The 23,442-nt window shown below is 52.2% G+C and carries 21 protein-coding genes; 2 read left to right on the top strand and 19 right to left on the bottom strand.

Going from position 1 to position 23,442, the window contains the following annotated elements; all coding sequences use genetic code 11:
• Positions 1-45: 45 nt before the first annotated feature.
• From BN2684_RS01265 to BN2684_RS01190, 16 genes are all read right to left on the bottom strand, one after another.
• On the bottom strand, positions 46-1,932 hold the full coding sequence (locus BN2684_RS01265; protein ID WP_058300366.1) for a glycosyltransferase: 1,887 nt from the start codon (positions 1,930-1,932) through the stop codon (positions 46-48).
• 115 nt (positions 1,933-2,047) lie between these two features.
• Complete coding sequence (hag, locus tag BN2684_RS01260) at positions 2,048-2,887, bottom strand: flagellin Hag (protein ID WP_058300365.1); 840 nt, start codon at positions 2,885-2,887, stop codon at positions 2,048-2,050.
• A gap of 210 nt (positions 2,888-3,097) precedes the next feature.
• Complete coding sequence (gene csrA, locus BN2684_RS01255; protein WP_058300364.1) at positions 3,098-3,331, bottom strand: carbon storage regulator CsrA; 234 nt, start codon at positions 3,329-3,331, stop codon at positions 3,098-3,100.
• A gap of 4 nt (positions 3,332-3,335) precedes the next feature.
• A complete protein-coding gene (gene fliW, locus BN2684_RS01250; RefSeq protein WP_058300363.1) occupies positions 3,336-3,803 on the bottom strand; it encodes a flagellar assembly protein FliW in 468 nt (155 codons plus the stop codon).
• 129 nt (positions 3,804-3,932) lie between these two features.
• A complete protein-coding gene (locus BN2684_RS01245; protein ID WP_058300362.1) occupies positions 3,933-4,502 on the bottom strand; it encodes a DUF6470 family protein in 570 nt (189 codons plus the stop codon).
• A gap of 15 nt (positions 4,503-4,517) precedes the next feature.
• Positions 4,518-5,414 carry a flagellar hook-associated protein FlgL gene (gene flgL / locus BN2684_RS01240; RefSeq protein WP_058300361.1) on the bottom strand — a complete coding sequence of 299 codons (897 nt, stop codon included), beginning with the start codon at positions 5,412-5,414 and terminating at the stop codon, positions 4,518-4,520.
• A gap of 40 nt (positions 5,415-5,454) precedes the next feature.
• Positions 5,455-7,026, bottom strand: coding sequence for a flagellar hook-associated protein FlgK (flgK, locus tag BN2684_RS01235; RefSeq protein ID WP_058300360.1), 1,572 nt, complete (start codon positions 7,024-7,026; stop codon positions 5,455-5,457).
• Positions 7,027-7,043: 17 nt separating this feature from the next.
• Positions 7,044-7,544 (bottom strand): flagellar protein FlgN, encoded by a 501-nt coding sequence (locus tag BN2684_RS01230; RefSeq protein ID WP_058300359.1) that lies wholly within the window; start codon positions 7,542-7,544, stop codon positions 7,044-7,046.
• A gap of 21 nt (positions 7,545-7,565) precedes the next feature.
• On the bottom strand, positions 7,566-7,850 hold the full coding sequence (gene flgM, locus BN2684_RS01225; RefSeq protein WP_058300358.1) for a flagellar biosynthesis anti-sigma factor FlgM: 285 nt from the start codon (positions 7,848-7,850) through the stop codon (positions 7,566-7,568).
• Positions 7,851-7,973: 123 nt separating this feature from the next.
• Positions 7,974-8,399 carry a flagellar protein gene (locus tag BN2684_RS01220; RefSeq protein WP_058300527.1) on the bottom strand — a complete coding sequence of 142 codons (426 nt, stop codon included), beginning with the start codon at positions 8,397-8,399 and terminating at the stop codon, positions 7,974-7,976.
• A 142-nt stretch (positions 8,400-8,541) separates the two neighbouring features.
• Entirely contained in the window at positions 8,542-9,381 is an 840-nt protein-coding gene (locus BN2684_RS01215) for a ComF family protein (RefSeq protein WP_058300357.1), read from the bottom strand.
• 16 nt (positions 9,382-9,397) lie between these two features.
• Positions 9,398-11,434: an ATP-dependent helicase ComFA gene (locus BN2684_RS01210; RefSeq protein ID WP_058300356.1), complete on the bottom strand. Its 2,037-nt coding sequence runs from the start codon at positions 11,432-11,434 to the stop codon at positions 9,398-9,400.
• 44 nt (positions 11,435-11,478) lie between these two features.
• A complete protein-coding gene (locus tag BN2684_RS01205) occupies positions 11,479-11,883 on the bottom strand; it encodes a glycosyltransferase family 2 protein (RefSeq protein ID WP_058300355.1) in 405 nt (134 codons plus the stop codon).
• Positions 11,884-11,976: 93 nt separating this feature from the next.
• Positions 11,977-12,705 (bottom strand): response regulator, encoded by a 729-nt coding sequence (locus tag BN2684_RS01200; protein WP_058300354.1) that lies wholly within the window; start codon positions 12,703-12,705, stop codon positions 11,977-11,979.
• A 4-nt stretch (positions 12,706-12,709) separates the two neighbouring features.
• Entirely contained in the window at positions 12,710-13,864 is a 1,155-nt protein-coding gene (locus BN2684_RS01195; protein ID WP_058300353.1) for a sensor histidine kinase, read from the bottom strand.
• 96 nt (positions 13,865-13,960) lie between these two features.
• Entirely contained in the window at positions 13,961-16,651 is a 2,691-nt protein-coding gene (locus BN2684_RS01190) for a phosphodiester glycosidase family protein (RefSeq protein WP_159065745.1), read from the bottom strand.
• Positions 16,652-16,945: 294 nt separating this feature from the next.
• On the opposite strand from BN2684_RS01190, the gene BN2684_RS01185 reads away from it, so the two are divergent.
• The gene (locus BN2684_RS01185) at positions 16,946-19,282 is read left to right on the top strand and encodes an Ig-like domain-containing protein (protein ID WP_058300351.1); all 2,337 of its coding nucleotides are present in this window, start codon (positions 16,946-16,948) and stop codon (positions 19,280-19,282) included.
• A gap of 233 nt (positions 19,283-19,515) precedes the next feature.
• Positions 19,516-20,940, top strand: a complete 1,425-nt coding sequence (locus BN2684_RS01180; RefSeq protein WP_148449840.1) for a stalk domain-containing protein — start codon at positions 19,516-19,518, stop codon at positions 20,938-20,940.
• 170 nt (positions 20,941-21,110) lie between these two features.
• Here the strand turns inward: BN2684_RS01180 and metK are convergent, their stop codons facing one another.
• The 3 genes from metK to BN2684_RS01165 all read right to left on the bottom strand — a co-directional run bounded on the left by metK (position 21,111) and on the right by BN2684_RS01165 (position 23,362).
• Positions 21,111-22,313 carry a methionine adenosyltransferase gene (gene metK / locus BN2684_RS01175; protein WP_108722135.1) on the bottom strand — a complete coding sequence of 401 codons (1,203 nt, stop codon included), beginning with the start codon at positions 22,311-22,313 and terminating at the stop codon, positions 21,111-21,113.
• A 208-nt stretch (positions 22,314-22,521) separates the two neighbouring features.
• The gene (locus BN2684_RS01170; RefSeq protein ID WP_058300348.1) at positions 22,522-22,800 is read right to left on the bottom strand and encodes an alpha/beta-type small acid-soluble spore protein; all 279 of its coding nucleotides are present in this window, start codon (positions 22,798-22,800) and stop codon (positions 22,522-22,524) included.
• A gap of 85 nt (positions 22,801-22,885) precedes the next feature.
• On the bottom strand, positions 22,886-23,362 hold the full coding sequence (locus BN2684_RS01165) for a hypothetical protein (RefSeq protein WP_058300347.1): 477 nt from the start codon (positions 23,360-23,362) through the stop codon (positions 22,886-22,888).
• Between the last annotated feature and the right edge of the window lie 80 nt (positions 23,363-23,442).

Genomic DNA, 23,442 nt, shown 5'->3' with positions numbered 1-23,442 from the left:
AGGGTTATTCCTTCTTTCATTAATTTTAATCCCAACACAATTTTTTTATCCTTGGTTCATTGATGAAGCCCACAATGAATGAGGGAATTGTGTAGCCATTGCTTTCATTAATTGTCTCGCCTCAGCCTCATTGCCATCCATCATCAAGAAGTCATAACAATTAGAATAACCGAAATAATCCATTTTCTTTTCCTTGCACAATTTTTCAAAAACCGGTCTCGCATCATTGATTAGACCTTTATTAATCAAAGAACCCAAAAGGGTAGCAGCTACTCTTGGGCTATAATTTGCTTGATACATTTCAAATATCATCTCGGATGCCAATTCCCTCTTTCCAAATGAGTTTAACAGGTTGAATTGGCGTAGCTTTATGTTCTCATTACTCTTCCAAAGCATGTCTGACACTCTTTGCAGAATGTCATTTTTATTCATCCATATTGCTTTCTCGCACACTTCCAACAAAAGACCTTCAAGCAAATCAGATAAAGGATTATTTTGATTTCTTACTTCTTTATCCAACTGAAAGAGTACCTTCCATTCCTTGTCACTCAAATTATATTGATCTTTGTGCATTCTTAAGCAATCATCATCCTTCACTGCCAGTGCCAAGATGACGAGATCACTTAGTGCAGGATTCCTTGCTTGTAGAAATAATTCAGTTGCTTTCTCGTATTCGCCAGAAACTAATTTGGCTACAGCCAAGTCGTCATTCGGCAACTGGATGTTGTAGTCATCAAGATATTTGGTAAGCAGTTGATGTCTCAGCTTCCATAAAACTGACACAAGATCAAAAAGCTCATCCCGCTTTTTTAAACGGTACAATTGGTTGATAAACATATATTGATCATCTATTGGAATTTGGACATAGTTAGCTATTTTAAGATAAAACGGTACCGCTTTGAGAAAATGCTCCTTCTTCTCTAAAATTGGACTTATATAATCCATAGCTAAAACAGGCTGATTATGTTTAAGGTACAACTCCGATAGTTGGATGCCAGGGAAATAGCTTCCTGTTCCTTCAAAAGAAATGGCATATTTAAAGTAATCCTCTGTTGGAATGTCACCGAGGGACAAACACTTTTCCCAGCACAACTCAGCATCCTTATGGTACCCAGCATCCAGATAAACCTCACCTAACGTATAGTGCAAATCAGGGTTTCGGGGAAAAACCGTAATGGCACTTTGAAGAATCTGAATTGCTTCCTCATATTGCTTTAGTGCATGCAATGAGGTCCCCATGCCAAACAAGAGGTGGGAGAGGTATGTTTCTCCTTTGGACTTCTCATATGCCTGTTCAAAATAATTAATCGCTTCATCATGTTTGCCTAACGATTGGTACTGACGAGCTAAATTAAAGAGGTTATATCCCGAGGGAGATTGTTTAACCAACTCCTCGAGAATATCCAGGTTTCGTCTGTTCTTGTCTTTTTTTTCAAGTATTTCTTGCATATACCCATCATGGTGAATTAAAGTCTTTCCTAACCGAGTCGATTCTTGGCGAAACTGGACGTACTCATGAATCTTCTCTTGATAACGATAAATCGGAGAATTAAGAAATAATCGGACTGCCGTGTGAGAATAGCTCCTGCCTCCCGAGATTTGATTGATGAAGGGGAGCAAATAACAATCAGCAGAATAGGAAAGATCGTCTTGCAAAGTCGCCATATCATCCACATATTCATCCGCGTCAAGAACAAGAATGTAGTCGCTCGTGGCTGCTTTCAGTCCGATATTCCTTGCTGAGGCAAAATCGCCGTCCCACTGATAGAGCAGAATTTTAGCCTGGTAAGACCGTGCAATCTCCACCGTCCGATCGATTGACCCCGTATCAACAATAATGATTTCTTGAACCGAGTCAGCAACACTAGCCAAGCACCGAGCAAGGTATTCTTCTTCATTCTTGACAATCATGCATAAGGATATGGTCTTCAATGCTCTTCCCCTCAGTTCGGAATCTATAGTTTACAAGAATCTATCCTGTTATGATCAAAGGTAAAAAAAAGGACCCTAGAGAACCTAGAGTCCCTGCTGTAATGCAGAAAGAGAATTAACGAAGCAATTGCAGAACGCCTTGCGGCAGTTGGTTTGCTTGAGCCAGCATAGCTTGAGAAGCTTGAGTAAGGATGGCTTGTTTCGTTTGCTCCATCATTTCCTTAGCCATGTCAACGTCACGAACGCGCGATTCAGCAGCCGTCAGGTTCTCGGAAGCATTATCCAGGTTCTTGATCGTGTGTTCCAGACGGTTTTGATTTGCGCCCAGTTTGGAACGAGCGGCAGATACGGCTTTAATAGCATCATCAACTGATGCAAGATCCGTGTCGGTATTACCGACAGTTGTTACATTGATACCATCAACACCAAGACCAGTAGAATTGAAGGCGGCTGTAGCTCCTGCACCAGTCGTTGCATTGATCGACAGAGCGAGGGTTTGTCCGGTATTCGCACCGATTTGGAAGGTGTTGTCAAAATTACCATCCAGAAGTTTCTTTCCGTTGAACTCGGTGCGTGTGGAGATACCATCCAACTCATTGTTCAATTCCGTAATTTCATCTTGAATGGCGGTAAGATCTTCATCTTCCAGCGTTCCACTGTTACCGGCTTGAACAACCAACTCGCGTTGACGTTGAAGGATGGAATGCGTTTCATTCAGTGCGCCTTCAGCCGTTTGAATCAAGGAGATAGCGTCTTGCGAGTTACGGGAAGCTTGATCCAAACCGCGGATTTGGCCGCGCATTTTTTCGGAGATGGACAGCCCTGCAGCGTCATCGCCAGCACGGTTGATGCGAAGACCGGAAGACAGCTTCTCAATGGATTTGCTTTGGGCGCCAACGTTGATGCCCAGTTGACGGTTCGTATTGATGGCAGAAATGTTGTGATTAATTCTCATCGTTATTACCTCCATGTAATGGTGTGAGGTCCACGTCCTTGTGGACCCTAGTCAGCTATCCGCTAAGGTCGGCCGCCCTTGCGGAATTGCTTATACTAACTATATCGAAAGGCCTACGTGAAAAGTGAATAGCAAAAGTAAAGAAATTGAGATGTTTTTCGAGATTTTTTTTGTTGAGATTCCCTTCATCATAGCAGAGTCTATTTCCCCTTACTGCTCGCCGTTTTTCAGCAGATCTGCAAGGCTTTTAATATGCATCGCACTCTTCGAGGCTTCCTCGTTTGACAGCCTGATCGCCTTGTAGATCTCTTGCCTGTGAATCTGTACTTCCTTGGGGGCTGAGATCCCCAACCGAACGGAATCGCCTTCCGTATCCAGTACAACGATCTCGATGTTATCTCCGATCACAATAGACTCTCCTTTTTTGCGCGCCAGCACCAACATTTACTCAGCCCCTTCCTTTAGCTGCAACATCCTTGGCATCAGCTGGAATGAGACGGTGCTTAGTGGTATACGCTGCATCATAGAGAGCAATCTGTTTCCCTTGTTTGAGTTCCCAATTGATCACAATCGGCGCGAACAGATTTGCCGTCGCTTCCTGAAGGTTATCCCCGATGGTAAGAATGACAAAAACCAACAGCTGATCCTCGCGTTCTACTTCCAGATCGATCTGATCTGCGGCCGAAAGATCGAATTCATAATCTCGAAAGAAGGTAAACGGGTTGGCCACGACAAAGGCCAGTTCGGGCTCATCTACAGCCTGAAGATAGGAGAAGGGAATTTCCGGATCAGGTTGAACGAGAATGAAGCGATGGAGGTTGTCAAAGCCAGGAACGCCGTGAGGAAAAGTCAGAATGTCCTTTTCTTCTACTTCTACCGCACCGCAGGCCGCTGTCGTGATCTGCACTTTTGCCATCGTAAAAACTCCCTTTCTTTCTCATGGTTTCTATAGGCCAAATATTGTCTCTCGCCGGAATGCATCCAGCGCCCTCTAATAGAAAAAAGCTACAGATGTCCATCTATAGCTTGATTATATCGTATGGTTCTAGGCTTGAATATCAATTTGCGGGGGAGTGATGGTCAACATCGCCTGCTGGGCCACATAGATGTCCAGCTTGCCGCGGATATATTCCATTTCAGGTTTGTGGGTATCTACTCGGATATCCACTCCTCCAGCCTGAACATCTATGACTGGCGGTGAGGGAGTGTATTCCATAGCCACATTACCAGAACTGGCTTCCGTCAAGTAGTTGAACTCACGGAAGCGCAGTGCCTCTTCTTTGCCGATCTCCGCAACGGTGTTGCCCGGGTTCGTGAGATCCGCAAGCCGATCACCCTGCTGCACAATCTGCACGACATGATCCCAGCCCACATTGCGCGCTTCCGAGTGGATGCGATCCAAAGTGCTGAGAATATTCTTCGCCCCAAGCGCATCCCAAGCGCGGCTCTGGTCAATTTGAAGGCGTCCGGGTTCTGAGTGAATGGACACGACAGCCGGTGCTTGCGTAATTTCAACCGTCGCTTGCGGTTGGCTGATTTTCATGAACCCGGGTTCGGCATCAATTCCGATCCGTGCATATTGCTGCCTGATTTGTATGGTGGGTATGGCGGCCATAGGACCCCTCCGGACTTATCTCAGAAAATCGATCAAGCTGTGCTGAATCAGCTTGGAGCCGACGGATAACGACGACTCGTACACATTTTCCTGTGTCTTGAGGTTGGTAATGACCTCGGCCATATCCGCATCCTCCGTCTTCGACTGGAGGCTCTGCAGGTTAATGCTGATGTCATTCAGCCGGTCCTGAGCGAGCTCGACGCGGTTGGTCTTCGCTCCCAAATCAGATCGAACGTTGAGCATCTGCTCCAACCGGCTGTCCAGCTTGCCGAGCAGCGAGGAGACGCTCGTCTGATCGCCTGTGGAGAGTGCTGTTGACAGATCCTTGAGCACGCCAAACAGGTTTTCCCCAGGATTTGGACTTCCAAATACCGCATTGCCGTTGATATTGATCGGAATCTGCGAGCCTGCGCCCACTTGGAATTTGATTTCTCCAGAATCCGTTACCGAATCCTCTGGGTTCGTTGTGGAATAAGGGATCTTATCGGTCAATTCTCCGTTAAAGACATATTTCCCGTTAAATTGGCTGTTGCCGATATCGACTAATTGACTGGAGAGCTGATCCACTTCGCTTTGGACCGCCTTCAAGGCGTCCTCCGGGTTTGTTCCATTTGCTGCATTTACCGTCAGTTCACGTATGCGCTGCAGCACGCTTCCTGCTTGTCCCAGCATCGTATCGGTGTAATCCAACCAGGAGACTGCGTTGTCGGCATTCTTCGCGTATTGATCGTAATTGGACAATTCGCTGCGGTACCGCATGGAATAACTAAGGCCGACAGGATCGTCCGAAGGCTTGTTGATTTTGCGGCTGGTGGACATCTGGTTCTGCAGGTTGTTCATCCGATTCAGGTTGCTTCCCAGGTTGGTCAGCAACTGGGTGTTCATCATGTTCTGAGTTATTCGTCCGGGCATGGTCTTCCTCCTCCGTGAGATCCGTCAATGATCAGATCCGTCAGCGTCCAACGACGCCCATGCTGTTGATGATTTTGTCGAGGCATTCGTCAAAGGTGGTCATCGCACGCGCCGCCGCATTGTAGGCATGCTGGTACTTGATCATGTTGGCCATCTCTTCGTCGAGGGATACACCGCTCACCGACTGGCGGCGGGAATCCACCTGGTCCACCAGCAGCTTCTGATTGCTGGCTTGCCGCTGGGCTTCCTGGGACTGGACACCGATTTCCCCAACGAAGGCCCGGAAAAACTCATCTACCGTACCGCCGTTCAACACCGTGTCTCCCGTATTGGCGGGGTCAAAGTTGAAGTCCTTCGTGCTGAGGCCCGACATCAACAGAGCCAAGCCGTTATTCCCTTTGACAACCTTTGTCGCTTTATCTACATCGTCATAATAAGTCCGGAGAGAAGATGCAATATTCTCCACGTTCTTCACGATCTTAGGATTCACCGTAATACTCGCCGCGCTAAATTCCGTAGCTCCATCTTTCAGCGTGAAAAAGGGCTCTCCCGGCGAGGTGATGTCGCCGTTCAACGTGTAGCCGAGTTGATGCAGCCCGTTGATCCCTTTGACGGTAACCTCGGTGTCCGCGCTCAAGGTAACGGGGGTCGCTCCGGGGTTTAGATCGGTTCCTCCACGCAGCACAGTTCCCGCCGGAAGCGTGACCTTGACGTCGCCTTCCGCCATCGTCTTCACCATCGTATCGAGCTGCTTCTGAAAGCTGGTGACAATTTTATCACGGGAATCAATCAGGCCACGAACTTCACCGCTAGCCAGTTCACCGGAGGATGAGGCGTCCACAAGAAAGTCCGAGTCCACCGTTGCCTCCAGGTTTATCCCAGTGACGAGGGGGGTTCCTCCCATCGAGATGTTGTAGCCGTTTGCCGTGTCGGTGACCGTGACGTTGATCATCTTGGACAGGTCGTCCACGAGAACGTCCCGCTGATCACGAAGATCGTTGGCATCGTTGCCGAGACCTTCGATCCGTCGGATCTCCTTGTTCAAGCTGACGATTTGGTTCAGCGTCGTATCAATCTGCGTCGCCTTCACCGTAATGTTCTCGGTCAGGTCGCTATTCAGGTCGCTTAGTTGGTTGGATACATGGTTGAATGCATCCGTAAGCGCCAAGGCGTTCTCCTTGACGACCGCACGAGCGGTTAAGTTCTCGGGAGCCTTGCTGAGCTCCTGCCAAGAGTTCCAGAACTTCTCCATGACGGTTCGGATACTGGTGTCGGACGGTTCATTCACGATCGTCTCCAGTTTCTCGAGCGTATCCTGGCGGACGCTCCATTCCCCGTAGTTCTTATTCTCGTTATAGAACTGATTGTCCAGGAACTTTTCCCGGATGCGGTTGATGTGGTCAAACTCAACGCCTTGTCCGATCTGCCCGGGAAGCGCGCTCGACGTCATCCCGACGGCTTCAAGCGGGCGGGAAGCTACCAAATTAACGACTTGGCGAGTGTACCCTTTGGTATTGGCGTTAGAGATGTTGTGTCCGGTCGTTTGCAAGGCGGTCTGCTGGGCGAACAAGCTCCGCTTGGCGATTTCAAGCCCGCTGAATGTCGATCTCATGACAGTCTTCCTTTCTCCTACACGCGGTTATCATAAAACCGGTTGCGATAGCCGGCTGCGTTCTGTTGATGAGGGTTGCGGTATACCGTATCATCCTCCGGGGGGCCAATCACCAGATCAAGAGAGAGATTCAAGTAACCAAGAGATTGCTCGATCAGCTGTCGGTTCTGCTCGTTCAACCGCTTTAGCTTCTCTAGTCGATCGGCAAGCCCCTGTTGAAGGTGCTGAACCGCCTGCTTGTCCTCCATGCGAAAGATCAACCGAATGACCTCGCTGACGGTAATCGCCGGTGTCGGGTGAAATCCCTTGGAGATGAGAAAACGATCGATGGCTTCCATCCGGCGGCGCTCGCATTCCGTCACTTGACGGACGAGACTGGCTTCCTTGTGCACGATCCGATTCAGTTCTTCGACGTTGTTCTCCACAAGCACCTGGGTTTTGGCTGCGGATAGCTCAAGCAAGCCATCGTGCAGATGAATCAGCTGCTCCATCTCTTCTCGCAGCGCCTGGATGGACATTCCCGTTCCTCCTGTTACGTTCTATTTCAGATAGGGCAGCAGCTTTTCGGCGATCTTGCCGGAATCTACTCGATAAGTGCCGGTGGAGACTTGCTGTTTCAGTTCCTCCACTTTGGCGAGGCGGGCCGGATCCGCAGCGTTCTTCTGCGAGGCGGCCTGAAGCTCCTGCAGCTCCTTGGCCTCCGGAGAAATTTGCAGTTGATCCTTCAGCTTCGCCTTCTCCTTGCCTGCACCGGTCAGCTTCCCATCCTGCTGCTTGTGGTAAGGATTTACTCCGCCTATGCGAGACGGTTCATTAATTTTCATTCTTGTCACCTCTATTCCAATACTCTCTCATAAAAGAACTTGCCGATATAGGTTTACTCCTATTATCGGCAAGGGAATCGCAATTATTTAGCTTTTATCAAGAGAATCCTTGAAAGAGACGGGTTATTTGTTGCGCTCACGCAGCCGATCCTTAATCTGATAACTTACTCCTTCTTGCTGCTGCTTGGCTTCGTCTTTGCGCTTTTCGTCCTGCTGCGCTTGATTGAAATCGTTCATCAGCCTTTGGCGGCAGGAAGGGCAAATGGCCTGCTCACGGATTGGAGTTCCGCAGACTTCGCAGGGGTACGTCAGATTGGGCGCATTCACCATGGAAATTCGCCCTTCGCGGATAAACCGGATGATCTGTTTGACCGATACGCCCGTGGCATCACTCAGCTCCTGCAGCGTAATCCCGCGGTTCTCTCTCAAATAATGAAGGCATGATTCATACTGAACCTCCAGCTCCTTCATGCAAGCCGGACAGATCTCGCTCACCGTTCGAACGCAAAGCTTGCCGCATCGGGTACAATTCATCACATTCAGGCTCATGATCCTGACTTCCTCCATAACCAATTTCTTCTATCATCCCGTCACAGTACATAACCCATCGTGTTGATCGACAGCCGCACTAGCTCCTTTGTCCCCCTAGTTTACATGAGTCTCGCTCCGTTGTATAGAATCAACCTCATAATTATCGCGCCCAGGTGAGTCCATATACTTCGGCACCAAGCCTCTTATGGAGGACGGTTGAGCATTCCTGCATGGTGCTCCCCGTCGTATAAACATCGTCAACAAGCAAAATTCTTAGAGGACTCCGCATCGTGCTTGGATCACCAGCCGCCCGCACCTCCGTCTTCTGCATCAGATGGGCCATACCTTCTTCATGCGGCGCGAACGCATCGCGCAGGTCAAAGAAGCGCGCGTTCCGCGACTTCATACTTTGCTTTACGGTGGAGTGGGTGCGAAGGAGCAACGGAAGGACGGGAAGCCTCAGATGCCTTGCAAGCTGCAGCGCCGCTTGCTCGGCTTGGTTGAATCCCCGCTCCAGGAGCCGCTCCCGGCTCACCGGCACAAACGTGATGCAATCGAAACGCAGATTCTCCTGTGGAAGACTGCTTCGAAGCAAAGCGTAAGCTTGATGCAGCATCGTTCCAAGAAGCCGGGCATATCGTTCGTCTCCCCGGTATTTGAAGGCGGCCAGCCATTCCTTCATGAGCGGATCATAGCGGACGGCACTGCGGCTCAGCAGAAAGTTGCGGGCATATCCCCTCCGGCAATCCGGGCAATCATTCGGTCGCCCGCACACGGGGCATTCGATTCGAGTGATCCAGGGGATAGCCTGGAAGCAGGTCGAGCAGATGCCGAGGGGATTGCCATTCCCTTTAGTTGGTCCCTTGCAGGTTAAGCATTCCTCGCGGGGAGGAGCCCATATTTCCTGGGCAAAGCGATGAATAGCGGAACGCAGTTGAAGAACTGCCGCCTTCCACCCGCTGATAGCGCTGTTAGCCTGTAAACGGAATCGATCTTCCATTAAGAGGTCCCTCCTTCTATCGAGATAGATAGCCCTTTTTGCGAGCGATCCGGTTCATCCTCCGGATTTGTCGGACCGCTCCCGTCTGGTTGCGGGTTACGGAGGCAGCTGCGAATACCACGAACCCGGCGGGGTCGTCCTTCGAGCGTCCGGCACGGCCGGACATTTGGACGAGGGCCGCTTCATCGAACCAAGCCGCATGCGCATCGAGCACGAACACGTCCGACCTTGGAACCGTGACACCTCGCTCCAGAATCGTCGTCGTCACGAGAATGTCGTACTGGCGCTGCCGAAAGCCCGCCACCTTCTCCACCCGCTCCGGATCGTGAGAGCTTGTCCCTTCCACAGTTCGTTCCGGATAGCATCTCCGGAAGAGAGCCGTCAGCGGCTCGACTAGCCGGATCTCCGGAACGAACACGAACAGCAGCGCTCCCCGTTCGAGCGAACGGTCCATCAATCGCTTGAGGCTGCGGGGAATGCTCCTTCCCCGCAGCCACTTGGCAAGCGGCTTCATCCGGGTGAGCCAGGGTACCGGGAGCGGATGTCCATGGTAACGCACAGGCACCTTGGCGTGCGCCAGTCTTCCCCGATCCGCTCTCTTCTCCATTTCTTTCGGCGGGGTAGCGCTGAGGAACAGACGACGACCGCCATGCGCCATAGACCTCGCCGCTGCGTAATGCAGCATGGGATCGCCGGCATAGGGGAACGCGTCGATCTCGTCAATGATGACGAAGTCGAACGCGCCGCAATAGCGGAGAAGCTGATGTGTCGTCGCCAGGATCAGATCGGCCGGCTCCCAGCGCTGTTCGCTGCCGCCATACAGGGCGACAATGCGCTCGGTGGGAAACGCCGTTCTCAACCGGGGAAGCAGTTCGAGGACGACATCCTTGCGAGGAGTCGCAATGAGCACCCGGCGACCCGCTTGCCGCTCGTACTGCACGAGGGGGAAGATCATTTCCGTCTTGCCCGCCCCGGTCACCGCCCAGATCAGAAATTCATTGGTTGTTCCATTCCCGGGATTGACCGCAGTCTCCGTAAAGCCGCTGCAGCTTGTCTTCTGCAGAAACTGCAAAGCGGATCGGGACGCTTCCGCCTGCGCCGGGCTGAGTCCCCATTCCTGCCGAAGGGAGGCTGCCGTCGGCACCTCTTCTCGCCCATCACCGAAACGATCACCCGAGGAGGAGGGAGAGACAGCGTCAGGAGAGGTCAGATCAACCTCGGCAGCAGCGGCAGGGGCAATGGGAACGGCAGAACGGGCAGTGCGAGCAATATCCGTGGGACAAGCCGCGGTAACTGAGGGCATCACTGGCGGAGATATCCCCTCGATTAGCGGTTCGCACATTCGCGAGCGACCCATGCCGAGGCAGCGTTCGCAATAAGCGCAAGGCCCGCCGCACCGCGGACAGTAAGCCGATCGGAGGAAATCCGGACCGGCCCCGCAGCGGCGGCATAGCCATTTCGGCTGTTCTCCCCTCCGCGCTATGCGTGTCCACCTCCCCGCATGCTTACGAGCCCTCTGCCGCTCTTCCTCTACTCCGCAGCAGATTCGGAGCCAACCCTGCAGCTCCGCCGCCTGCACAAGAGATATCCAGCGATCCTTGCCGGTATCGATCCCCTGTTCCGCGCATAAAGAAAGCAGCTCATCCCGGAACAGGGAACGCCCCCGGATCCCAGCGGCCAACCGCCGCACATCCGGACTATCCAGCATCTCTACCTGTTCAAGGGATGGCTGCTTGCCAATTCCCGCTATGCTTTGCAGGTTCATCGTTTGAGCGATCTCCTCCGGCACGCCGGCCTGTATCGCCCGATTCGTCAATTCCCTCCTTGCCCATTCGAATGTCGGGTCCTCCTCATTCGGAGGCATCCATCCTTCCGCTGTCAGCCGGTCTCGAAGCCGGACGGCCTGTCCCCAGGACAGCGCCTTGCCTGCCCACATGAGGGCGATGGCCTCCCCCTGTTTTCGCAGCCAATAAGCCGCATCCAGTTGAAGGTGCAAGGTTGCCCGCCACTGCCAGGAACCCTGGTGCTTAATGGCGTATACGGTGGTAATCATTTCAGCGACTTTCCTCCACCCCTTCCCGGTTAACATGCAAGCGATTACCACTGATGAAGCGGACGCTTGGGACTGAGGTCCATCCGGAATAGATGGAGTAATAGCAGCGGCTGCGATTCATGTTCCTCAAGAAAAAGATCTAATCCCTCTATTGACTCATACAGACGAACATTCGGCCATTCCTCCGCTACCTTGCGCACAATCGAAACGGTTTCATCCTCGGAAGAGTCATCGAATACCGTAATCACCGTCTGCCTGCCCCGAAGCCAGGACACGAAGAGATAAGCATACAGATACCACTCGATCTTGGCGGCGCTGTTTCGGGTGACGACCACAAGCTGGTAGACTTCCTCCGATTCTCCTGTACGCCGGGAATAGGCGTAAAAGGCGTGAATGATGACGGCACAAAGCCCATAAACTCCGAGGATCATAAGCAATCCGGCAATCATCGCAGCTCCCTCCCTTGTGGGATAGTATATGCCGCGAGGCCGCCCAGAGTGCTTTGACATCTGCCCGGCAAGAGAAGGCCCGTTTCGGTAGGATTACAAGGTCACCCAGCCATTCTTGATGGAGTTGATGACAGCTTGCGTGCGGTCTTCGACTTCCATCTTTTGCAGGATGCTGCTGACATGATTCTTCACGGTTTTTTCGCTGATAAACAGACTTTCTCCAATCAGCTTATTGCTCTTGCCTTCCGCCATGAGCCGAAGAACTTCCGCTTCTCGTTTGGTGAGCGGGCTTTCCGTCGTATGGTTGTACCGGACGCCGGCGTCCTTTAATTGATCGGCACTGCCTGAAGCCGTTCCACGCTCATCGAGGTACGTCATGCGGCGAAGCTGGTTGATCAGCTTGCCCGTAACCTTCGGATGAATGTAGGCATGACCCGCAACAACAGACCGAATCGCATTGATCAGAGCTTCGGCTTCCATATCCTTGAGCAGATAACCGGATGCGCCCTTGCGCAGCGTTTCGAACACGTAGCTTTCGTCGTCGTGAATGGAGAGAATGATGATTTTGATCAGCGGAAAAATCTCCTTGAGCTTCTCCGTCGCGGCAACACCGTTCTCCACCGGCATGTTGATGTCCATGAGCACGATATCCGGCTTCAGTTCATTGCACAGCTCGATTACCTGAATGCCGTCTCCGCATTCACCGACAACTTCCAGGTCGTTCTCCATGTTGATGATCCGCTTGACGCCTTCCCGAAAAAGCTGGTGGTCGTCAGCCAAAACCAATTTTACGGTCTTACTCGTGACCATGGCCATAGACATCTTTTTACTCCTCTCTATTCTTAGCGCTCAGCGGAATCTCCATGATGATTTTGGTCCCCACCCCCTTGGCAGATTCAATGTCCATTTTGCCCTCCAATAGCTCCAGACGCTCCCGCATCCCGAGAAGTCCAAAATGAACGCCCATGGAATAAACGGCCTCCATGTTGTCCGTGCTGAAGCCTATGCCATTATCGCGGACGATGATGACGACTTGGGCCTCCTGGAATTGGACCTCCAACTGGATATAGGAAGCTTCCGCATGCTTATAGCAATTGGAGAAAGCTTCCTGAACGAGCCGATAGATCGCAACTTCCATTCCCGATGGCAGACGAACCTCCCGCCCGATCAAATCAAGCTGAGTACGGATTTTGGTTTTCTCCTCGAAATCCTGGGTAAATTTGCGCAGAGTGGGAACCAGCCCAAGATCGTCAAGCGCCATCGGCCGAAGATTAAAGATAATCTTCCGGACTTCCTCCAGACCGCCACGGACTTGACCCTTCAATTCGATCAGTTCTTCCCTGACCATTTCATATTCGTTTTTAACCAGCATCCGCTCGGCAATCTCGGTCCGGAGGACGACATTCGCCATCGTCTGAGCAAGCCCGTCGTGAATTTCCCGGGCAATACGCTTGCGCTCATCCTCCTGAGCGAGAATGATCTTAAGGCCGAGCAGTTGCCGGTTTTTGGCAGATTCCAAGATACGGGTAACCTGATTCAGGTCGCCCGACAAATATTCGAGTACCACATTCATTTGGGAGACGAGAGTTTCGGCCCGCTCCACCTGCTTGTCGACGTTTTTGATCCGTTTTTGCAGATCATTGCGCCTCAGCTTGAGATGGTTTTCCTTTTCACGGAAAATGGTGAGCTGCAGCTGCAGCTGAGTAGCGGCTTCATAAGCGATCCGGATGTCTTCTTCCCGGAATTTATGAAAATCCCGGCTTACTTCCGTAAGCCGGATTCGGGTGCGCCGGTACTCGAGCTCCAATCGATCCACTTGCTTGATCGCCTCGCTCGCTTCCTCCATGACTTGCTGGAGCTCCTTGTACAAGGAATCACGCTCTGAGCGGACGTTCTCGCAGATTTCGAAGATCTGATATTTGCTGCTTTCCATGACTTCGATGGCATTCTTGATTACGCGGTCAATAGCGTCCACTTGCAAGGCGGCCAAGCTCCTTCAGTCGGTAGGTTTGCCTATATAGTAACATATTTCGCTACGCTTGATGTGAATAATTAGTACTGATCGTTTAGTACTAATTTACTCCAGCGTGATCGATTTGGTTGCCGGGTCATAGTTCACTTTCCACTGGAACGCTTCGGACAGGACGCGAAGCGGGACCATAGTCGTCGCGCCTTTCAGCTCAGCCGGAGAGTCGATGACGACGCGTTTGCCGTCGATTATCATCTCCTTGTTGCCAACCCACAAATCGGCCAATTGGCTGCCGCGCTGGATGCTGACCTGCTTGGTCGCATTCGTCCAGACGACGCTTCCGCCGAGTGCTTCTGTGATAAATCTCACAGGAACCATAGTTCGGCCATCCTTTGTCGTATAAGGGGCAGGTGCCGGAGAGAGAGACAGCGTCTTGCCGTTCACTTGCACGGTCGTTTTGCCAAGGGTCAGGGTCACCTTGTTGCGCGCGAGAGCCGGAGTATTCGCCTTATATTGGAAGGTAATATCGTCGATTCCAATAGCGCCGGTGCGAGCGCGCTCGTCCTGACCGACAGCCGGATTGGCCACATAAATCCGCTTCAGCTTAATCGGATAAACCGGTTTGGCTTTCGTCAGATCAGCGGTGAGCGTCTTCCATCCGGTCCAATCGATTCGCTCGGCCAGATCGATCCGCGTGAGCGTCCCCGCCGCATCGACTACTTCCGCCCGCAGCATGTTCAAGCTGTTGTCTCCAAGCACGTTCACCGACAGCGTCTGCGGAGAGCCTTGGGCTTGAACCCCGTCCGGCTCCGTTCCAAATTTGACATACGCCGCTTTGGTCACTTCACCGAAGGTTCCCGGCGTCATGTCGTATTGCAGCTGGAGGGCCGTATTTGCGGCCGGGAGCCCGCCGAGACCGGCCACTTTGTCCACGGTAGCCGTCAATTCTCCCTGCGGATAAACCATAACGCTTGCCGGTACATCGGCGCTGCTGAAGTCGGACCACACCATCGAGGTCCCGCTCGCCATCGGCAGAATCGTACGGAACCCGTCATACCCCGCGATCAATTGACCACCGCTTGTTCCGGCATCCGTAACCTTAAGCGAGCTGCCGCTCACCTGTCCTTTGAACCCACTCGTCTCCCATTTAAAGGAGCTGGCCGGAAGCGTCCGTTCCGTTCCGTCCTTCAGCTTCACGAGAACAGATAACCCGATCTCGCTTCCGTTCATCAGCACCGTGCTCGTTGGAACGATGCTCATGCTGGCGATATCGTCGCGGGCCGCCACCTTCACATCCATCGTATGAGCGGCTTGACCGCTAACCGCCTTGATGATGGTGGTCCCCGTCGCCTTCACGGTGAAGGTGTTGCCCTGGAAGCTGCCCACATTGCCCGAGCTGCTCCAAGTCACCTTCGATTGGTCGAACTCCATCGGATTGTAGTACGTATCGTAGCCCTTGATCTCATACGTCAGCTTCTCGTTCAGAAAAACCGTCTTCTCGCCAAGAATGCTGATGCTGAGGGCATTGCCCTTCGGCGCTGTCGTATAGACGCCCAGCCCGTTGACGACGCGGCGCTCATCTCCGTTTTCCGTCGTGTTGGCGACGACCAGCTCGGTTTCGCCGAGCGGCCGGGAGACGAGCTGGGTAGAGCCTCCGCCGTCCATGTTGAGCGCCTTCCAGGCTCCGATCTTGACGAGGAATTGCTGCAGCTCAGCAAGGCTCATCCCTGCGCTGTCGCTCGTCTTATCGGCTGTAACCATATAGACGTACCGCTGATCCTTAGAAAAGCCGACGGCCGTACGAGCTCGATAATACTGGCCGCCGACTCCGCTGATATCGCGGGAGAACGTCGCGACCTTGCCCTCGTCAACCAGAATGGTATGGCCGCCCATCAGCGTCTTCAGGTCAGCGTCCGTGTAGGTCGTGTTCGTTCCCGTAGAGACTAGCTGAGTCTGCACGTTAACCGGCTCACCCGGCAAAAGATGCGCAAGCACGAACTTGGCTCCTTTTCCATGGGCGCGCAAGATGTATCCATCCTTCGGGGGGACCATGTTGAACGCCTTTCCCTCGGAAATCTGCTGGACAACGCCGTTCTGCACGAGCACTTCGGTGGGCGTCGTTCCGCTGCCGGTACCCCGGTTCGTGCTGGCCCATTTGTCCGTATACAGCTGGATGCTGTCTACCATCGTATTGACTTTGCCGGGATCGGAGACATAGAAGTTCTTGTTCAGTCCAGACAACGGATACGATTCTCCATCAGGACCGGTCACCGACCCCTGGAAGGTAAACAAATCGATCACCGGCTTGTTGTCCTTCGTCACCGCAAAGCTGTACATCCCTTGAATTTGCGAAGGAGACGTCAAAATCTCCCCGTTTTGAATAACCCCGCCCATCGGCGCCCGATCCACCGAGGAGGAGGTGTTGTATACATCGCCATTGATCCCGGCTACCGCGCTCGTCTCCTCCGCCATCCCGCGAACGCTGTTGCTTGTCGTTATGGAATTGCCTTCCCCCGACATGACACCGAGCTGCACATAGGGAACCTGCATATCGACTTGAACGACCTTTACGTTCGTTTTCACCGTCGAAGTCCCTCTTTGAATAACCGCTACATAGGATAGTAGATTCGCGCCGGCCGTAATCGGCTCGTTTCCTTTTAATACCGCATCGGTTACGGTAGACGCTGCTTCAGCTCTGCCGGAATATAGCGTAAAAGTAGGTACCATGAGGGCCACTGCGACTCCTGCGTTCACAACCTGCTTCCAAGTCCATCTCTTCTTGCTGCCGTTCCCCAGCATGTATTCCACTTCCTCCTCTTCTTGCGCCGCTTCTCTTTCGTCCTGCTTTCTATCAACGGAACAGAGGCCGCGCATGCCAAATAACCCGCAAACATCCCGGAGTGGCGCGCGCCTCCCGACGCTTCTACTATCTTAGACTCACGCAGGCTGGGAAAAGTTACGATTTTTTTAGAGGAAAGTGATTCGCTATCCGGCTAAGAGACTTCACGAAAATGGCTTTAACCTAAACTATGAGCCGCTTATGGTCGATATAAAGGGAAGATTCCCCAATCGGGATACGAAAGGAGAAACGTTTTGAAAGCTTCCAGATTTGTCGCCCTGTTGTTGACCGTCGTCTTATGTGTCGCTCCCTTCTCTTCCATTTTTGCGGCAGAAGCGGAGCTGTCCAAGCTGGTCGTCTCGAAAAATGAAGTTCGTCTCGAGGTGGGAGATTCCGTTACCCTTTCCTCAACCGCTGTTTATGTGGACGGATCCACCGCCATCGTAACCTTGAATTCAACCTGGTCCACAGATACCCCGTCCGTGGCCACCGTCTATAACGGCACCATTTCGGCCAAGGCGGAAGGAACCGCCATCGTCATGGCCGCTTACAAAAACCAATCTCAACCCATTCAAGTCACCGTTACGAAGAAAGTGAAGAGCCTGACCAAATCCAAGCAAAAGCTGGATCTCCGCCTCATGGAAAAAGCAACTGTCCAGCTCACGGCCACCTACAGTGACAACTCCACGGAAGAAGTCAGCGCAAAAGCGGAATGGAGCACGAGCGACGATGAAGTCGTCACGGTGGTAAACGGGTCCGTCACCGCTGTCGGTTCCGGCTCCGCTACCTTGACTGCCAAGCTTGGAAGCCAAACCACCACCATTCCAGTCGACGTGGAGCTGGTGAAGCGCCTCGATCTTGCAGACTCTCAGCTCTCCCTATTGCTGAAAGAGAAGACAACCCTTGAGCTGATTGCCACCTATCCCGATGGAACCACCCGCAACGTAGCGGCTGATGCCGATTGGTCGACGAGCGATGCTACGATCGCTGACGCCATCCGGGGAACAGTGACCGGCTATAAGGCGGGGACCGCCACCCTGACGGCCTCCTACGGCGGCAAGAGCACCACGATCAAGGTGGATGTCGATGCCACCAGCAAGCTCGATATCGGCGAGCAAAAGCTGTTCCTGCATGCGGATAACCAGAAGCAGCTCAAGCTGACCGCCTCCTATCCGAATGGAACATCCACCGACGTCACGAATCTGGCGGTATGGAGCAGCAGCAACGAAGATGCCGTTTCGGTTACCAAAGGATTGTTAACCGCCGGATCTCCCGGATCGGCGACGATTACCGCCTCTTATGGAACCAAGAAGATCACCGTTGCCGTTGACGTGGATGTCCCACGTTTTCTGGAAGTGAGCAGCGACTCGGTTTCCATGAAAGCGAAGGAAACCTACGCGATCACCTTGAAGGCGACTTACTTGAACGGAACTAGCGAAGACGTCACATCGAAAGCCACTTGGACTTCGACCAAGGATGAGATCGCTTATTTCGATCAAGGCAAGGTCTACTCCGTCGGGCAAGGCGAAGCGAAGCTGACCGCCACTTACGGCGGCAAGACCGCTACGGTATCCGTCGATGTGGAAGTTCCCCGTAAGCTGACATTAGATAGCAAAACGGTCGCTCTCGGCGTTGGCGAAAGCTATCAGGCAAAGCTCATCGCCACCTTCGCCGATGGGCATGAAGAGGATGTCACTTCAAAAGCCACTTGGAGCTCTTCGGCTGCGGCCGTTGCGGATGTAACCTCTGGCGGTTTGATCCAAAGCTCCGCTTCCGGATCGGCAACCATTACGGCCAAATACCAATCGAAATCCGTCACGATGACCGTAGGAGTAGCGCTTGCCAGCAAGCTTACGCCGGACGTCCGGACAATCTTCCTGAATACCAAGGAAAGCAAGCAAATCAAGCTGACCGCCACCGATTCCGCCGGTAAAACTCTGGATGTTACATCGGATGCTCAGTGGAAAGTCGCAAACAACAAGATCGCCGATGTGGAAGATGGATTGGTCACCGGTTATTCCCGCGGTTCAACGACGGTTACAGCCCAGTATGGCGGCAAGACCGCAACCATCTCCGTCGATGTTGATGTCATTCAAAAGCTCGAGGTCAACAAGCGCTCCTTGTCGATGAAATCCGGCAATGACACCCAACTGACCCTGACCGTCACCTTCAGCGATGGCAGCAAAAAAACGGTAACGGCGGATGCCGAATGGACATCGAGCTCGTATAAGGTTGCCGATGTAAGCCCAGGCGGCCTCGTTTCGGCCATCGCTTACGGGAAGGCCACGATTACCGCCAAATACGGTTCCAAGTCCGTGACCGTTGCCGTTGATGTAGACACCTTGAAATACCTCCAAACCGATGAAGTCAACCTTACCCTTTCCGTTGGCGCCCGCAAGCAAGTCATTGCTACCGCCACCTATGCTGACGGAACGGATACCGATGTATCCAAGCCGGCATTGTGGACTTCCTCCAAAGACTCCGTGGTAGTGGTCAAGGACGGTCTGATCCGTGCTACGGGCAAGGGGAAGGCCACTGTAACCGTGTCCTATGCCGGGAAGAAAGCGAAAGTAAACGTAACGGTAAAATAAGAGACTCCTAGGGCGTGTTCGCAGACCCGTGAACCGGTCGAATAGCAGGTGATAGTTGCCTGATGATTAGCCATTTGTGGCTATAGTCAGGTGAAATCACTCGTCAATTCGACCGAAGGTCGGGTATGCAAACACGCTCCTACTACTAAATAGGCATTTTCGTTGCGAAACCATCGTTTCGGAGCGTTCTCATACAAACCGCATGCTCGCAAAAGGATTGGGAGTTGATCGTGTTGTCGGCAACAAGAGTGAAGAGATGTTTATTATTTGTAGCAACAGCCCTGTTCGTCTTGCTGGGTGTTTATGGGATAACCCCTGGTTCCGCAAGTGCCGAAGGATTGAAATATCCCCAACGGGATGAAGTCAAACGAATGTGGAATCACTTGCTGGAATTAGGCGAGAATATGAAGCCCTATGATGTCGAGCCTTCCATAAAAGCCCCTTACACAACGGGCAAGGTAAGTCAGGCCATGCTGGAGCAAGCGCTACTGGCTGCTAATCTCGCCCGTTCATTAGCCGGCCTTCCGGCCGACCTTCAATTGGACGCCGGCTTGACTGATTTAGCGCAGCATGGAGCCGTATTGCTGGCTGCCAACAATACCCTAACTCACTACCCGGCGAAACCAGCAGATATGGCCGATGCCTTCTATCAAAAGGGAAGTGAATCGACTTCCTCCAGCAATATATCCAGTGGCAGGACCAATTTGAGTCAAAATGTGTTGAACGGATATATGCCCGATACCGGCAGCAATGCGGATCGCGTGGGGCATCGTCGCTGGATTTTGAACCCGGGACTGCAGAAAGTCGGATTTGGACTTGCCGGCAGTTACGGCACCATGCAAGTCTTTGATCGTTCCCGAACGGAAGCCGTCGATTACTCCTCTATTGCTTGGCCCGCAGCCGAATTTCCACAGCAATTGTTCCAAGGGAATTATCCCTGGTCCGTAACATTAAACCCGAAGAAATATAAGCAGCCTTCTCTGCAGGATATTCAGGTACAGGTAACCCAGGTTCAGACTCAAAAAAAATGGTCATTGAATGCCAAGAACAACAACTTGAATAAGGATCTTTATTTAAATGTCGAGTTATCAGGATATGGTGTCCCCAATGCGATCATTTTTCGACTGGATCAGGTCCAGAACTATGAGGGATTGTACCAGGTATCGATAACCGGTCTGCATACAGTAGACGGGAAGGATGCAAACTTGACTTATGAGGTAGAGTTCTACGATTTGAGCAAGCACTTCTACCCCGGTGAGATCGAACGGTGGACCCTGCAATTTCAAACGGAACAGGCGTGGGACTATCAGACCCGGACAGGCATCCATTATTTTGATGACTACGAACGTCCCTTTGTCGAAAAGGGTACAACCTTGGTGCCGCTACGGCTTGTCAGCGAAGCCCTTGGCCTAACCGTGCGCTGGGATCAGGCTTCAAAGAGTATTATCATTCAGAACTCAAAGAGTACGATTGTCTTGAAGGAACAAGACCGCCGTGTGCGAGTCGATGGCAAAGAGGTCACAGTTGCAACTGCACCCCGTGTCATACAGGGGGTCACATTTGTCCCTCTTCGCTTTGTTTCCGAACAATTAGGCTTATCCGTCAACTACAATCCGATCAACAAGAATGTCTTGATCTCAAGGGAATCTATCCATTAATCGGAGAGAGCGGCGTAAAGTCTTAATTCGCATGGCTTCCAGCATTACCCTTTCTTGTTGCACACAAAAACGCCTCCACATTGGAGGCGTTCCTTTTTTATGTCATGTAAAACGATTGTCATACGATTTCACTTGCAAATCATCATATGCCCACTTGAGAAAAGCTGCTGTTAACCGAGCGCATCCGCCTTAAGCTTGGATGCTTTATCTGTACGCTCCCAAGGGAGATCCACATCGGTGCGGCCAAAGTGACCGTAAGCGGCCGTCTGCTTGTAGATCGGCGTCCGAAGGCCCAACTCTTTGATGATACCAGCCGGACGCAAGTCGAAGTTCTCGCGAATGACTTGAACGATCTTCTCATCGCTCACTTTCCCCGTGCCAAATGTGTCGACGCTGATCGAAACGGGACGTGCCACGCCGATCGCGTAAGCAAGCTGAATTTCGCATTTTTCGGCCAAGCCAGCCGCAACGATATTCTTCGCCACATAACGGGCAGCATAGGCTGCGGAACGATCCACCTTCGTCGGGTCCTTACCGGAGAAGGCGCCACCGCCATGGCGGGCGTACCCTCCATAGGTGTCGACGATGATCTTGCGCCCGGTTAAGCCGGCATCCCCTTGAGGCCCGCCAATCACAAACCGGCCTGTCGGATTGATAAAATACTGGGTAGCCTCATCCAAAAATTCCACAGGCACGACCGGTGCAATGACTTGCTCCTTAATATCCTTTTGGATTTGCTCCAGAGAGATTTCGGGAGCATGCTGGGTGGACACGACGATAGCATCAACCCGGACCGGCTTGTCCCCTTCATATTCGACCGTTACTTGCGTTTTTCCGTCAGGACGAAGGTAGGCCAGGGTCTCGTCCTTGCGGACCTCAGAGAGCCTTCTGGCGAGCCGATGAGCCAAGGCAATCGGCATCGGCATCAGCTCCGGGGTTTCATTGGTTGCATACCCGAACATCAAGCCTTGGTCGCCTGCTCCCAATGCTTCGATCTCCTCGTCCGACATATTCCCTTCGCGAGCTTCCAAAGCCTGATTGACTCCTTGAGCGATGTCTGCGGATTGTTCGTTAAGAGAGGTCAAAACTGCACAGGTTTTATAATCAAAGCCATATTTGGCTCGGGTGTATCCGATATCCTTAATGGTATTTCGCACAATAGCGGAGATGTCGACGTAATCCGCGCGGCTTGTAATTTCGCCAATAACAAGCACAAGCCCGGTGGCCACCGATACTTCGCAGGCGACACGTGCATTGGGATCCGCCTCTAGAAATGCATCCAATACGGCGTCGGAAATTTGATCGCAGATCTTATCCGGATGCCCCTCCGTCACGGACTCCGAAGTGAAAAGTCGTTTAACGCTGTTCCCCATCTTCTTAAACCTCCTCATAAATAGCGCAGGATCTTCTTCTATAATACCCATGGAATTAGCTATGTATCTTACACAACTGCTCGTACACCGATAAAAAAGCAACCTTTTCCGGATCGGAAAAGGTTGGGGATTACCTTCCTTACAGTATAGTACTTGAATGGACGAACCCTGTCAATTCAGCTGCAACTGCATAAAGCTAAGGTTAGGATCAGATGGTAAAAAGAGCTTCTTCGGCTTTTTCAATCAACCGCTTGGTTATATTGCCGCCCATCGCGCCGTTATCCCGGGAAGCCAGATGCCCCCAGTAATCCTTTTTGTAGCCACCGGAAGATACTGAACCTAATTCCCCTGCAAACTCCGCGTCGGCGATTCCTCCACCTGAATAGGCTTGTCCAACGGGAAGTCCGAGTTCAGCAGCAATCTCATACTTCATGGCATCCAATGCCTTTTTGGCTTCCGGAACCACTTTCTTATTGCTTCGCGCCATCGCTCTCACCTCCTGAACGTTTACCTGTAGGTTGTTCGTTCGAAGGGTTCGCTACGCTGTATAAATGCTGGATATGCAGCCTGGATCAGGGTCCGACTACGTTTCCGTTCTTATCCATAATCGTATAAGTTCCTCTTACCATGACAATACTGTTGGTAACCGAAGCGATCCCGCGGCCATCCCGTGGGAACAGCAATAAATGATTTTTGGGAACGGAGACTCCATCGGCGAGGTCCTTCCCATCGGTCAAATCCGGAATTCCGCTTCCGTCCTTGCTGTATGCTTTCGTCGTCCCAGTCCGTACAATGAACTCGGTACCTGAGTTCCCGATGAGGACTTGTCCAGCGCTTACACTCACGTTGGTAACGCCAACCGACCCTCCTCCGGAGCCGCCAGCCGACTTAACCGCTTGATCGACATAGCTCTTCGTCACAACCGGATCATCTGACGATCCCGGTTGCACAGCCGAGTCCGCTTGCGTATGGCTTGTCAGAGAAGAACCAATGAAGACTGCCGTGCCAAGCAGAGCCGTAGCAGCCACATATGTCCATTTCTTTTGCATGATTTACCTCCTAAGGTTGTTCTAAGAGGTTAGACTCTCACTTTACACGAATAGTTGCGAAAAAGGCGGGAAAATGAAAA

Origin of the sequence: Gorillibacterium timonense (assembly GCF_001457415.1) — a bacterium.
Lineage (GTDB): Bacteria > Bacillota > Bacilli > Paenibacillales > NBRC-103111 > Gorillibacterium > Gorillibacterium timonense.
Note: the sequence above shows the minus strand (reverse complement) of the source record. Positions and strands in the feature narration are given on the sequence as shown.

Coding starts and splice junctions, on each gene's coding strand:
- BN2684_RS01210 (WP_058300356.1), bottom strand. CDS start 11,434: ATGATTACCACCGTATACGCCATTAAGCACCAGGGTTCCTGGCAGTGG.
- flgK (WP_058300360.1), bottom strand. CDS start 7,026: ATGAGATCGACATTCAGCGGGCTTGAAATCGCCAAGCGGAGCTTGTTC.
- BN2684_RS01205 (WP_058300355.1), bottom strand. CDS start 11,883: ATGATTGCCGGATTGCTTATGATCCTCGGAGTTTATGGGCTTTGTGCC.
- hag (WP_058300365.1), bottom strand. CDS start 2,887: ATGAGAATTAATCACAACATTTCTGCCATCAATACGAACCGTCAACTG.
- csrA (WP_058300364.1), bottom strand. CDS start 3,331: ATGTTGGTGCTGGCGCGCAAAAAAGGAGAGTCTATTGTGATCGGAGAT.
- BN2684_RS01190 (WP_159065745.1), bottom strand. CDS start 16,651: ATGCTGGGGAACGGCAGCAAGAAGAGATGGACTTGGAAGCAGGTTGTG.
- BN2684_RS01200 (WP_058300354.1), bottom strand. CDS start 12,705: ATGTCTATGGCCATGGTCACGAGTAAGACCGTAAAATTGGTTTTGGCT.
- BN2684_RS01230 (WP_058300359.1), bottom strand. CDS start 7,544: ATGTCCATCCAGGCGCTGCGAGAAGAGATGGAGCAGCTGATTCATCTG.
- BN2684_RS01245 (WP_058300362.1), bottom strand. CDS start 4,502: ATGGCCGCCATACCCACCATACAAATCAGGCAGCAATATGCACGGATC.
- fliW (WP_058300363.1), bottom strand. CDS start 3,803: ATGGCAAAAGTGCAGATCACGACAGCGGCCTGCGGTGCGGTAGAAGTA.
- flgL (WP_058300361.1), bottom strand. CDS start 5,414: ATGCCCGGACGAATAACTCAGAACATGATGAACACCCAGTTGCTGACC.
- flgM (WP_058300358.1), bottom strand. CDS start 7,850: ATGAAAATTAATGAACCGTCTCGCATAGGCGGAGTAAATCCTTACCAC.
- BN2684_RS01220 (WP_058300527.1), bottom strand. CDS start 8,399: ATGAGCCTGAATGTGATGAATTGTACCCGATGCGGCAAGCTTTGCGTT.
- BN2684_RS01165 (WP_058300347.1), bottom strand. CDS start 23,362: ATGCAAAAGAAATGGACATATGTGGCTGCTACGGCTCTGCTTGGCACG.
- BN2684_RS01170 (WP_058300348.1), bottom strand. CDS start 22,800: ATGGCGCGAAGCAATAAGAAAGTGGTTCCGGAAGCCAAAAAGGCATTG.
- BN2684_RS01215 (WP_058300357.1), bottom strand. CDS start 9,381: ATGGAAGATCGATTCCGTTTACAGGCTAACAGCGCTATCAGCGGGTGG.
- metK (WP_108722135.1), bottom strand. CDS start 22,313: ATGGGGAACAGCGTTAAACGACTTTTCACTTCGGAGTCCGTGACGGAG.